Source organism: Roseovarius sp. D22-M7 (assembly GCF_037083785.1).
In the GTDB taxonomy this organism is placed as follows: domain Bacteria; phylum Pseudomonadota; class Alphaproteobacteria; order Rhodobacterales; family Rhodobacteraceae; genus Roseovarius.
In genome coordinates this window covers 37,538-49,720 of sequence record NZ_JBAPKY010000030.1, presented here as the reverse complement: position 1 = coordinate 49,720, position 12,183 = coordinate 37,538, and the positions used below count along the sequence as shown (strand labels likewise).

General features: G+C 62.2%; 13 protein-coding genes. 9 read left to right on the top strand and 4 right to left on the bottom strand.

Translation table 11 applies throughout. The features are described 5' to 3' along the window. Positions 1–164: 164 nt before the first annotated feature. Positions 165–1,139, top strand: a complete 975-nt coding sequence (locus V8324_RS13820; protein WP_336420513.1) for a hypothetical protein — start codon at positions 165–167, stop codon at positions 1,137–1,139. Here V8324_RS13820 and V8324_RS13815 read toward each other — a convergent pair. Together V8324_RS13815 and V8324_RS13810 are read right to left on the bottom strand one after the other, a co-directional pair. Then, complete coding sequence (locus V8324_RS13815) at positions 1,120–1,878, bottom strand: hypothetical protein (protein WP_336420512.1); 759 nt, start codon at positions 1,876–1,878, stop codon at positions 1,120–1,122. The genes V8324_RS13820 and V8324_RS13815 overlap by 20 nt on opposite strands. A gap of 215 nt (positions 1,879–2,093) precedes the next feature. After that, positions 2,094–3,263 carry a helix-turn-helix transcriptional regulator gene (locus V8324_RS13810; protein ID WP_336420511.1) on the bottom strand — a complete coding sequence of 390 codons (1,170 nt, stop codon included), beginning with the start codon at positions 3,261–3,263 and terminating at the stop codon, positions 2,094–2,096. A gap of 1,073 nt (positions 3,264–4,336) precedes the next feature. On the opposite strand from V8324_RS13810, the gene V8324_RS13805 reads away from it, so the two are divergent. The 7 genes from V8324_RS13805 to V8324_RS13775 all read left to right on the top strand — a co-directional run bounded on the left by V8324_RS13805 (position 4,337) and on the right by V8324_RS13775 (position 9,567). Then, entirely contained in the window at positions 4,337–4,858 is a 522-nt protein-coding gene (locus tag V8324_RS13805) for a crossover junction endodeoxyribonuclease RuvC (protein ID WP_336420510.1), read from the top strand. Beyond that, on the top strand, positions 4,855–5,064 hold the full coding sequence (locus V8324_RS13800) for a hypothetical protein (protein ID WP_442970540.1): 210 nt from the start codon (positions 4,855–4,857) through the stop codon (positions 5,062–5,064). The genes V8324_RS13805 and V8324_RS13800 overlap by 4 nt, the downstream gene beginning before the upstream one ends. Beyond that, on the top strand, positions 5,057–5,503 hold the full coding sequence (locus V8324_RS13795; protein ID WP_336420509.1) for a DUF6362 family protein: 447 nt from the start codon (positions 5,057–5,059) through the stop codon (positions 5,501–5,503). Before V8324_RS13800 ends, V8324_RS13795 begins: the two co-directional genes overlap by 8 nt. A 624-nt stretch (positions 5,504–6,127) precedes the next feature. Continuing rightward, positions 6,128–7,009, top strand: a complete 882-nt coding sequence (locus V8324_RS13790) for a DMT family transporter (RefSeq protein ID WP_336420508.1) — start codon at positions 6,128–6,130, stop codon at positions 7,007–7,009. A gap of 31 nt (positions 7,010–7,040) precedes the next feature. Next, positions 7,041–8,360 (top strand): site-specific DNA-methyltransferase, encoded by a 1,320-nt coding sequence (locus V8324_RS13785; RefSeq protein WP_336420507.1) that lies wholly within the window; start codon positions 7,041–7,043, stop codon positions 8,358–8,360. Continuing rightward, entirely contained in the window at positions 8,360–9,355 is a 996-nt protein-coding gene (locus V8324_RS13780; RefSeq protein ID WP_336420506.1) for a DNA cytosine methyltransferase, read from the top strand. The genes V8324_RS13785 and V8324_RS13780 overlap by 1 nt, the downstream gene beginning before the upstream one ends. Continuing rightward, positions 9,352–9,567 carry a DUF7220 family protein gene (locus V8324_RS13775; RefSeq protein WP_336420505.1) on the top strand — a complete coding sequence of 72 codons (216 nt, stop codon included), beginning with the start codon at positions 9,352–9,354 and terminating at the stop codon, positions 9,565–9,567. Before V8324_RS13780 ends, V8324_RS13775 begins: the two co-directional genes overlap by 4 nt. Positions 9,568–9,675: 108 nt before the next feature. On the opposite strand, the gene V8324_RS13770 is transcribed toward V8324_RS13775, so the two are convergent. Further along, complete coding sequence (locus tag V8324_RS13770; RefSeq protein WP_336420504.1) at positions 9,676–10,548, bottom strand: fatty acid desaturase; 873 nt, start codon at positions 10,546–10,548, stop codon at positions 9,676–9,678. A gap of 371 nt (positions 10,549–10,919) precedes the next feature. On the opposite strand from V8324_RS13770, the gene V8324_RS13765 reads away from it, so the two are divergent. Continuing rightward, positions 10,920–11,552, top strand: a complete 633-nt coding sequence (locus tag V8324_RS13765; RefSeq protein ID WP_336420503.1) for a class I SAM-dependent methyltransferase — start codon at positions 10,920–10,922, stop codon at positions 11,550–11,552. A 59-nt stretch (positions 11,553–11,611) separates the two neighbouring features. On the opposite strand, the gene V8324_RS13760 is transcribed toward V8324_RS13765, so the two are convergent. Continuing rightward, positions 11,612–12,142, bottom strand: coding sequence for a DUF3489 domain-containing protein (locus V8324_RS13760; RefSeq protein ID WP_336420502.1), 531 nt, complete (start codon positions 12,140–12,142; stop codon positions 11,612–11,614). Between the last annotated feature and the right edge of the window lie 41 nt (positions 12,143–12,183).

Genomic DNA, 12,183 nt, shown 5'->3' with positions numbered 1-12,183 from the left:
GCGCCTCGGTGAACCGGCTTTTCCTCATGTCGTCTGCTCCTTCAGGTTGGGCAGACTCTACATCAGAGCGAGGGAACTTCCGGGGGGCAGGTCACAAACAATTCCTCCGGAACGTCTAATCTATACAGGTCTGTAAGATCCATCTAAACACTTGGAGTGAAGCCGTGTTCCCAACTTCCGAAAAAAACAAGCTTTTCGCCATGGCCTTTGCTAGCACATTAGGGCTGGCCAGCGCAGCGCAGTCTGCGACCTTAGTGACTACTCTGAGTGTCAGAGGTTCGGGTGGCGCTGACTGCAATGATGTAAATGCCGAAAGAAACATCGGGACTGGCGAAGTAGCGGCGACAATCACGTCAGTCTCGTCGGATTGCTCTGGTCAGGGTCTCTATGGGCCGCAAGTGGCATTCGCGGAAGCCACCTTTGGATCATTGCGCGCAGTGGCGGGCGTCACCGGGGGACAAGCATTCGACGGCAGCGCCACGTCAGGCACAGTAACCACTCCGACGTCGGAGGCAGGGGCTTTCTTTAATGACCTGCTCACATTCGGGATTGAGAAAGGGTCATTCGTCGTCCCTGTGGACATACGTGGCTCTGTCTCTGGTTCAGCGAGCGGTAATCTGACCGGATATGATCTTAGTGGAGCCTTCACAGTCAGAAACACGCTGAACGCGGTAGACTTTAGTGTGATCGGATTCCTCCGTGATGAATCAACCGGGGTCAACAATGCCCGGGATAACACCTCCGTTGACACGATCCGGGACGTCGTCATTCCGATCGACCGTGGATTTGCGACAATCGCTTTCTCGGTCGACGTGTTCGCGAACTGCACAGCGAGAACAAACAGTGTCCCTCTGGGACTCAGCGCCACGTGTTCCGCCGAGACATCTTTCGGCAATAGCCTGCGCGTTCTTGGCGGGACGGTTTTTGATACGAACGGCAATCAGGTGACCACCTCGGTGCGCTCTGATTCCGGCTTCGATTATCTGCAAGGCGTAGAGCCGCACAGCCGAAATTCTGCGGTCGTACCCTTACCATCTCCCCTTCCTCTTATGGCGTTCGGCATTGCAGCCCTTGCCTTGTTCCATCGATTGCATCGAAATACTGGGGTCGAGGAATCGGTTACAATCTCCAGTTTTTAATAAGTCCGCAGAATGCGATCGCCGCAAATAGGAGAAAGCCACTTGCAGGTAATGGGATCGGCGCAGGTACTCGAAGATCGGGTGCCTCTGAGAGAAATCCTTCGCCGCTGCCAACGAAAGAGACGCCCTCTGGAGTGATAATATTTAGGTATGCGGTGTTGCCAGCATCCGCCAGGGCACTTCGCGTGTCAGTTGAGGTGCCGCCATCGACGAGGACACTGAAAATGCGCGCCTGTGCCGTCAACAGGTATTCCAGTCGTAGGACCGGCAACTCTGAAGTTGGGACGTCGGGCAAAGTGATTGTAGCCTCGTTTCTATAGGTGCCGCTGTCGGTAAACGCTCGAATACCAACGAACTGGTCGTTGATGAGCGTGTTACCGAAGGAGCTTACGAAGTCGCGCACTTGAAAGAACCCGGAAACAGAGGCACCGTCAGGTCCAACGATCGTCCGGTCGATTTGCCAGAGAAAAGTAATGTCTCTGGAAGTGGCCGTGGGAGACACGGAAAAGGTGATCTCGTCGAAAAGCCGGGCGATCCCGACAGAGGTGCCACCGCCGCCCACAGCATCCGACAGGCTTGTCGCTTCGCCCCGGGCCTTTAGGGCACCCGAGCGGTAATCTATAGACGCCGAGGCATCATGTGTTTCCACGGTTGTGCCGAAGAAGGTGCCATTCCCCGATGCAGACGCATCTACGACGCTGTCCGCCGTGGCATCGCTTGACGTTTCTGCGTCTTGCACCGCATCCTCGTTCAATGGGGATACGAAAGCTTCAGCGGAGAGGACCGTCGCGGCGGGCGCCGCGACAGGGGTAAGCGCTAGGAGCGCGCTAGCAGTCCAAGTGGCCACCACTGCTATCGATGGCGACCAATGTACCGAGGTTGGTTCGCATTTCATTGTAAGGCCTCCGGATGCTGACGAATTCCCCGAAAGCCTCAGATCTTTCAAGGGCGTTGTCATCCCCCAGATGGGGGATAAACGCAATCATCACGAAGCGGAAACGAACTCACCATAGCCAGCCGTAGCAGATCCATCCTCCCGCGGCACGCAAGCTTTGCCGCTGCGGCCTTGATCTGACCTCTTGCTGTTTCTGGCGACGTGTCTCGGAGTTCCGCGATCCTATCCGTTGAAAATCCGCGGACAAGAAAGTGGCAGACGTCGAGCTCGGCCGGAGAAAGCGCCCCGAAAGCTGCGAGCCCCTGAGCCGAAATTCGCGCGGAGCTCTCCGGGTCGATGACCAGTAGGAGTAGCAGGGTATCGTGTGCTACATCGGTCTCGTTGACGGGCATTACATGGCAGACGAACGGCAGGCTGCCACTGCGACGCGACAGGGTGAACGTCAGAGGATCGGGCCCCGCCGTTGGACGCATCGCAGACTTGAGGGCCGCGTCTAGCGAAGGATTGTTGCTTGGCAGAATGCTTTGGATGCGGCCCCCCCCATATGACAGGCCATCTTTTTCGGCGACCATCTCCGAGAAGGTTCGGTTCGCGTTCATAACCAGCCCTGAAGGGTGACAGAAGACCGCGCCAAAATCGAGCCGGTCAAAGAGCGACAATAGCCCTGCATAACTCCTAGTCAGAGCGGTTACAACACGCGTGGACTCGAGCGTTCGGCTTAGAATCGGCACCAAAAACGGCGCAGCTTGCTGCATGCTTTTGGATGGCTGCCCTCCGGGTTCAACATCGTGGGAAATTGCGCAATCGAGGAATGGCCCAAGCATGTTCAACTTTACCGCGCTCCGGCTGCGCGCGCCTGTTATGGCAAGCGCCCGCTCGCGAAACCCGTTGGTCGGCAATGGCCCATCGGGGGCCTCTGCAAAAGCGTCCCGCTCGCCGATAACATGACCAGTAGCAGTCTTGCTGATTGCTTCATATCCAGGGGCGTCCTCGGTTGCAGTGCCGTCTTGCACCTCGTTAAGCAGTGCAACGGCTTCAGCTGACCTCAAGCGTGCCGAAACATGGGACACCGATGTGCCGTGTTTCTCAAGATCATAGGCAAATACCATGAATGCCTTCGCATCAAGGCTTTCGGCAATCACGTCACACAAGGGTGTCCATTGGTCTGGATGCGTTGCGGCGTTGATAGCTGCTAACGCAATATCTTTGATCGTATCAACGTTATTCATTTTGCAAGCCTCTCAGTGAATCTGAATAAGGTCTTTCCTTCAGGTCAAATGTGTGCGTGCGCCTGAGGGCCCATAGCGCCTAGCACAAGCCAAACACAGTATAGCCGATAAATGTTTGTGACGCGAATGATCTGCGCGCTTTTAGCCAATTGGTGGAACCGTCATGACGTTGCATCAGATGTCGAGCTTTTCTTGTCGTCCATGTCTTGTTCTTATTCGACCGAAAATAGCGCTATAACTTTTTCAGAAAACCGTGCGCCAAAGTGTGCAGTTTGAAAGTCTGCCGTCAGGAGTCTTCAATGAATTTTCATATGGCGGTTAGTATGCATAACCGCAGCCCAGAGTAGCTTCTTCTGGGTTTGCAGCGAGCGGCAGGACGTCCGCATGCGAGTTTGTCGACCCTCGACGAAGGTCAGCTTTCGCCGGTTCAAGCATGGACCAGCGCTTCCGCTATAGGCTGACGGCGGTCGTTCGCCGCATTGGTCGCGAATAGATCGTCTGGCCGGTCGGGCCCGTTGGATACTGCCACGCGCTTCGACTTTGCAGATGGTACTTTCTGCGCACCGCGGCCTTTGATGCATGACGCGGCGAACGGTGGCTATCCTTCCGGGTTGAAACTGCCCAGTTCGACGGACAGCTTGTTGTCCCAACCTCCCCCTGGTCCCAACCCTGTCCCAACCTCCCGAGGGGGGTTGGGGACACGAAAAGTCGTTCAAAAACAACTGTGTCCCCAACCTCACCCTGTGGTCCCAACCTTTTGCTACACATTCATGTGGGAATACCAAATAAGGTCGGGAACATGCTTTTCTATACGAAAAGAGAAGAGACCCCGTTGGGGACACCGAGGTTGGGACCACATTCTGACAAAGCATTGTAATAGAATGATAAAAGCCTGTCCCAACCCCCTGTGAAGGTTGGGACAGCGCGCTTTGAGGTTGGGACAGGGGCGCCGTGAAGGCCGTTCGTAGGCCAGGGATGTTCTCCTGGTCGATTTTGCTTGGGGACGCGGCTTTCGGCTGCTAAATTTTGGGTGACCAAAGCCGAAGGCCCACTCGAATTCGTGAGCCTTCAACATGAACGTACAAGACCAGATCCTTTCCGACGCGCGCCCTGAGACTCACTGCGGCGCGAAATCGATCTTCGCCCTCGACCTCGGCACTACAACCGGTTGGGCCATCCGTGGCCATGATGGCCTGATCACCAGCGGCACGGCCAGCTTTCGCCCCGGCCGCTACGATGGCGGCGGCATGCGGTATCTGCGGTTCACCAACTGGCTGACGGAATTCGACCGGCTGTCCGGCCAGATCGAGGCGATCTGGTTCGAAGAGGTTAGAAATCACAAGGGTGTCGACGCGAGCCACGTCTATGGGGGTCTGATGGCCACGCTGACATCGTGGGCCGAACTGCGTGGCATTCCCTATGCCGGCGTGCCGGTTGGCACCATCAAGCGTCACGCCACCGGCAAGGGCAATGCAAAAAAGCAGGCGATGATCGATGCGGTCCGCGACCGCGGGTTCTCGCCCGCAGATGACAACGAGGCCGACGCCATCGCCATCCTGCTCTGGGCCATCGAGACGCAGGGAGGGCTGGCATGACCGGGATGCAGTTCACACCGAAAGGCTATGGCGGTCACCGCCGTGATCCCGAGCAGGTCAGGCGCGACGGCTGGCACGAGTTGCACATGCTGGCGGTGTCGCTGGACGACCATCGCCTCACCTGGCCAGAGCGGGAACTGGTGCGACAACTCGGCGAGCGTCTGTACGGCAAACTCCCCGCCCTCCGGGAGGTGCGCAATGACTGACTGGACCACAGGCCGCGTACAGGACCGGCTGGAGCTCGCCGCTGATGTCTTTGCGCAACTGCCCGCGGTGAAGCCCACCGGCTACTTCAACGCGTGGCCCGAGTATTTCCACAGCTTCGCCGATCACGTGGGGCAAGAGCCGGAGACGCGCCGCCCGCGCCCCACGCCGCGCATGATCACCGAGGCCGAGGAGGCGATGCTCTGGCTGCGCTGGCTGGAGCGGGACGACGCCCGCATCGTCTGGCTGCGCGCCAACCGCAAGCCGTGGAAGAAGATCACATGGGAGATCGGGCTCAGCCGCCCGGCGGCCAACCGGCACTGGCAATACGGCGTCGCGCTGATCACCTGGCGGCTCAACGGTCGTGTGCCGTCCGCCAAGCGATCACGGCGGTTCGTGATCGAGAACGCCGATCGGCTGTCAAGGAAAATCCTCCTGTGACGGAATTATCGGTGAGACATTCGGACGGGTTTCACGAACCGGCTCTGAGGCCTACAACCGGGATATGATCGCACGAGACATGAGCAAAGGGCTGATGGCTTGCACCGCTGGATTCCGGGGTCCAACGGGAGTCCAGTTCGGGGTCCAGACGGGGCCCAAAGGGGAGACAGTTCGAAGCCGGGCAAACGCCCATCGCTTGACCGCCACAACTGACTCCGCCGACCCGTAAGCCGTTGATTTTACGGTTCCTTTTCGTGCACTTCGTATGCTGGGGGGCGCAGCGCGCAATTTCGCCAGCGTCAGGGCCGTTTTTTTGGGAGTCCACCCCGGTCGGAGTCCACCCTCGAAACCTGAAATAACCACGCAATAACAGTCGCTTGGCAGGTGGACTCCGGGGTGGATACCTAGCGCTTGGGAGTCCACCTTGGGGTCCACTGGATTCCGCATCAGCGGGGTCCACCCCGGCGCTTGCCGCCGACCGCGGTGACGCCGGTCGCGTCGCCAACGCCGCCCGAACTGCACTCATCGACAACCAGGAGAGCAATCCGATGGTATCTGCCGTCACTCGCAACCCTGCGGCACATCTGGTAGCCGGACCGGCAGGGATCGCCAGAGAGATCGTGCATGCGCGTGGAGCCGCAGACCGAGCCCAATCAGATTTCCCGCGGGATCCTCACGATCTGCGCGGGCGTGGCGTTTCTGGTGGCGAACGACGCCATCGTCAAGGTGCTCACGGACCGCTACGACCCGGTGCAGATCCTCTTCCTGCGCAACCTGATCGCGATGCCGATGGTCGCCGCGGCAGCGCTGATCCTGCGGGGACCGCATGCCCTGCGCACGAGGCACCTGGGGCTGCACGCGGCACGCGGGCTGCTGATGTTGCTCGGCGCCTATCTCTATTTCATCAGTCTGAGCTTCATGCCGCTGGCCGAGGCGACGACGCTGATCTTCTCGGCCCCGATTTTCATCACAGCGCTTTCGGTGCCGCTTCTGGGCGAAGCGGTGGGCTGGCGGCGCTGGGGGGCGGTCCTGCTGGGCTTCGTCGGCGTGCTGATCGTGGTGCAGCCGGGCGCGGCCGGGTTCCAGGCGGCGTCGCTGCTGCCGGTGGGGGCGGCGGTCCTCTATGCGCTGTTCATGATGTCCGCTCGATGGATCGGTCCGGGCGAGGGTCTCTGGACGATGATGCTGTTCGTCGTGCTGTTCCCGATGATCTACGCCGCGCCCTTCGCGCTGTGGGTCTGGTCGCCGATACAGGCTGGCGACCTGTGGCTGTTCGTCGCCATCGCGATTCTGGGGAGCCTCGGGATAACGCTGATCGGACAGGCGTTCCGACTGGCGCCTGCCGCGGTGGTCGCGCCTTTCGACTATACGGCGCTGATCTGGGCCACGCTGCTGGGTTGGCTGATCTGGGGCGACCTGCTGGCCTTCTGGACCATCGTGGGCGCCCTGATCATCGTTATGAGCGGCATCATCATCGTCCTGCGGGAGGCCGCTTCGCCACGGTGAGCGGCTGCGTGCACGGCGGAGGGCTGGGACAATGACCCTCGCCTTCGCCCCCGAGCGGATCGAGCAGTGGCCGCTGGCCAGGCTCCAGCCATACGCGAAGAACGCCAAGCAGCACGGGGCGGAACAGGTCGCGAAGATCGCCGCCAGCATGGCCGAGTTCGGCTGGACCGTGCCGTGCCTCGTCGGCGAGGACGGCGAGTTGATCGCCGGGCACGGGCGGGTGCTGGCGGCCGAACAGCTCGGGCTGACCGAGGCGCCGGTGATCGTGCTCAGGCACCTGACCGAGGCGCAGCGGCGGGCCTACCGGATCGCGGATAACCGGCTTGCTGAATCGCCATGGAATGAAGAGCTGCTGTCGGCCGAGCTGCAGGATCTGTTGGCCGACGACTTCGACCTCTCGCTGGTCGGCTTCTCCGACGGCGAACTCGACAAGCTGCTGGCCTTCGATCCGGACGGGGGCGGTGAAGAAGAAGGTGGCGCCGGGGGCTCCGTGCCGCCGGTGACCATCCCGGAGCCGCCGCGCAACCCGGCCTCGCGGACGGGCGATCTGTGGATCCTCGGCGACCACCGGCTGCTCTGCGGGGACTCGACCAGCCATGACGACGTGCGCCGCCTGATGAATGGCGAACGCGCGGTGCTGTTCGCCACCGACCCGCCGTATCTCGTCGATTACGACGGATCGAACCACCCGACGCGGAGCAAGGATTGGTCCGCGTCCTACGGCACGACCTGGGACGACAGTTCGCAGGGCGCGGAACTCTACGACGGCTTCATCGCCGCCGCTGTGGCCGAAGCGATCACCGAAGATGCTGCCTGGTATTGCTGGCACGCCTCCCGCCGCCAGGCGATGCTGGAAGCCTGCTGGGAGAAGGCGGGTGCTTTCGTGCACCAGCAGATCATCTGGGTGAAGGACCGTGGGGTTCTGACCCGGTCGCATTACCTCTGGAAGCACGAGCCCTGCTTCATGGGCTGGCGCCGTCCGAACCGCCCGCCGAAGGTCGCCGAGCAGACGCTTCCCTCGACCTGGGAGATGCCCAGCTTCACAAAGGACGAGCGTCCCGACCATCCGACGCCGAAACCGCTCGACGCCTTCGGCATCCCCATGCGCCAGCACGTCGCCCGAGGCGGGCTCTGCTACGAGCCCTTCTGCGGCTCCGGCTCGCAAATAATGGCGGGCGAGGCCAACGGTCGCCGCGTCTTCGCGATGGAGATCAGCCCCGCCTATGTCGATGTGGCGGTGGAGCGCTGGCAGGCCGAGACCGGGAAAGACGCGATCCTAGATGGCGACGGTCGGACGTTCGCTCGGTTGAAGGCCGAGCGGCTGGGCGACAAGGCCGATGCCGCCGCCTGATGGCCGTCTACTACAACGATGCCGATCCTGCCGCCTGCGCCTGGCTGCGGGAGCTGATCGCGGCCGGTCTGCTGCCCGCGGGCGAGGTGGACGCGCGCTCCATTCTCGAGGTCGCGCCGCAGGACCTGCGCGACTTCACGCAATGTCATTTTTTCGCCGGAATTGGCGGCTGGCCTCATGCGCTGCGCCTCGCGGGCGTGGCCGAGGATCTGCCCGTCTGGACCGGCTCGCCACCCTGCCAGCCGTTCAGCCAGGCCGGGCAGCGCAAGGGACAGAACGATGACCGCCATCTCGCGCCAGCCTTCCTGCGCCTCGTCGCCGCTTGCCGACCGGACTTCGTGTTCGGCGAGCAGGTCGCGAGCGCGACAGTACTCGGACGCGTTGGCGGAGCGACTTGCGCGGCAATTGAGGATCCGGCTGACTGGGCGTGGTTCGACGCTCTGGCGGATGCGCTGGAAGCGGCATCTTACGCCGTCGCGGCGGCCGATCTGCCGGCTGCGGGCATCAGCGCACCGCATATCCGCCAGCGCCTGTTCTTCGGCGCCATCGCCCTTGAGACGGGCGGGCTGGGCGACAGCCTCGGCGCGGGATCACAAGGACGGATCGGAATGCCGGGCGGTGCCGATCAACGCGCTGCTCGGCCGGCAGGTCTGGCTGGCGGGCTGGCCGACGGCGATGGCCGGATCGCCGGCCACGCACAACTACAACGCGGCCGGGAACACCGATGCGAGCCGCAGGACGGTGAACCTGCTGGACTGGTCGAAGGCGCCGACCCCGCCGGGACCGGCGCGACGGACGGCGTCTGGCGAGATCCGGACTGGCTGCTCTGCCGCGATGGCCGCTGGCGCCCCGTTGAGTCCGGAACATTCCCGCTGGCTGATGGGATACCCGGCCGCATGGGGCTGCTGCGGGGCTACGGCAATGCGATCGTGCCGCCGCTCGCGGCGGAATTCGTGACGGCGTTTCTGGAAAGTCTGTCGGAGGGAGCGCGATGACGCAGAGTCGCATGATGTCGATGATTGAGGCCGCAACGAATGTCGTCGTCGGCTACGTGCTGGCCATCGCCACCCAGATCATGGTGTTCCCATGGTTCGGGATCGAGACGGGGCTCGCGGAGCACATGACCATCGGGCTGGTATTCGTTGGCGTCTCGCTGGCGCGTGGCTACCTGCTGCGGCGGGTGTTTGAAACATGGCGGCGCTTCTGACGCGCCGCTGAGGGAGGACGGCTTCGATGCGATCCGTGATTCATGTACGCCGCAAATGGAAATCCCGCCCGATACGTTCTTCGTCCACGACATTGGCCCCGCAGCCCATCATCGGCGTGCAAGGTAGTCTCGTGTGAATGCAGCGTAGCCCGGTGCGGTGACGCGCAACCGGTCCCGGATCAGAGCATGAAGCGCGGGGAGGCGGTGGAATGGGACCTGCGGGGCCAGGTGATGCTCGGCATGGTAGGGCATGTTCCAGGCCAAGGCCCGAACCGCTCGCGTGGTGAAGGTGGTGCGGGTGTTTTCCAGCATGTCGGCCACCTGCGGACAGTCGCCATGTTCGGCCAGCAGATAAAGCCGCAGGGCCGGCTGGCCCAGCAGGCAAGGCACGATCCAGAGCCAAAGCACCAAGGGCGACCACACCAGCGTCAGCAAGGCCAGGGCATAGATCGCCAACAGGATCCGGACCTCACGTTCTGCGCGGCTGCGCATTGCAGCGGGCAACCAGGCCGGGGTCTCGCGACCGCATGCAAGTCGGATCAAGAGGGCGAGCTGAGCGCGCCAGTAGGGGATGCCGCTGACATGCCATAGCCGTTGCGCGCGGGTCTCCAAGAGCGGCCCGTCCAGTTCAGGATCGCCTGGGCGGTTGGTGTGCCGATGATGGGCGAAGTGGAAAGGGCGGAACCATAAAAAGGGGTTCAGCACCACAAGACCGATCACATGCCCCACAAGATCGCACAGGCGGTCACTGGCAAAGGGGGTGCGGTGGGTGCATTCGTGCTGAAGCGTGAACAGGAACACGATCAGCACGCCATGCACAGGCAGCGCCAGCCACCACAGCGGCGGTTGCAGCACGATCAGCGTGCCGGTCGCCATGATCGCGCCCAGATGACCGGCCAGATGCAGCAACCCCGGCGCAGTCGCGCGGATGTTCAACGCCGCGCGCGTCTCGCGGGGCAGATCGGCAAGTGGCGTGCTCATAAAGATCCTGTCATGTTAAACGGCATTCGAGGTTAGGGCGCACGTTGCTGGCAAGATCGCCATGCCGCGACGATGAAACAAGTGCCTTTTGACCCGAGCGCGCGGCGCGCCACGCCCGGCGTTGGGCGAATGGGCTGATGAGTGTGCATCGTGCTGGCCACACACCCGAGCATGATCGTTTCGGAAATCGCCGACCGGCTCGACATTGAAGATCGCTGATCCTGCCGTGGTGCCGCTGCAGCGTGGCGGGCTGTGCCCGCGGTGGTCAGAGATGGTCAGATTACGGGCCTGTTGACGTTACCGGCCGATCACGTCCGGTGTTCTGCGTCACCGTGTTCCGCTACACTCTGCATGCAACGGAGGTTTCAGCGATGATGACGGATGGACAGGAACACTGGGACGGTGTCTATGAGACGCGTGCAGAAGACGAACTGACGTGGTTCGAGGCGACGCCCGAGGTCTCGGTGGATCTCGTGCGAACCTATCTGAAACCGGGCAATGCCTTCATCGACATCGGCGGGGGAGCATCGCGTCTGGTGGACGCGCTGCTTGAGGCGGGTCTGGGCTCACTCACCGTGCTGGATCTTTCCGGGGCCTCCCTGACCGTGAGCAAGCAGCGCCTCGGTCCGCAGAGCGATCACGTGACATGGGTCGAGGCTGACATCACGACGTGGAACCCCGACCGGGACTACGCGGTCTGGCATGACCGCGCGGTGTTTCATTTTCTGACCGGGTCCGAAGATCGTGCCGCATACGCGCGCGCCATGTCCGATGCGCTCCCCACCGGCGGCATCGCGATCATCGCCACCTTCGCCGATGACGGGCCCGAGATGTGCTCGGGGCTACCGGTGGTTCGCTACGCGCCTGACGATCTGGCGCAGGAACTCGACCGATTGTGTCCGGGCCAGTTCGAGAAGATCGACGCCACACGGCATATGCACATCACGCCAAAGGGCAATCGGCAGAGCTTCCAGTACAGCGTGTTCAGGAAGACGGACCGTTGAGACGAGAGCCGCCGCCCACTTGGGGCGACGGCATCGTCAACGCTGGAGTGTGCGCCGGATCAGTCTGCGGGTAATTTATAGACGCGACCCCGTCCGTCGACTTTCTCGGAGGTGATGGTCATGCCGAGCTTCTTCTTCAGCGCACCAGACAGGAAGCCCCTCGCGGTGTGGCTCGCCCAGTTTGTGGCAGCAGCGATCTCTTCGATGGTCGCGCCACCCTCGGCGCGCAGCATGGCGATCACTGCCTCCTGCTTGGTGCCGCTCCGGTGGCGGACGGTCTTGGGCGCGAGCGCAGTCGCGGTTTCTGCGGGAACCGCCTCGCTTGTGTCGTCCGCGATCCCGAGCGCCATGTAGGCCAGCGGCGTCGCGCGCAGGGTGATGGGCCCGCGCTCTTCGTCATGCCGCCAGACAGTGTTGAGGTCGGTCGCTTCGATTTCCTCGATGAGCGCGCGTTTTAGCAGGCTCTTGCAGACATTGCCGACCGCGCCGCCCTTGAGGGTGGTGGTGACGGGAAACACGGCGCCGTCGTCGCGCGCGCAGGCGGTGGACAGGATGACGGACTGGGCGTCGGATAGCTGGATCTGGGTCATGGATGGTCTCCGGTTTCGGCCCGTGCGACATGCAGGAGCTT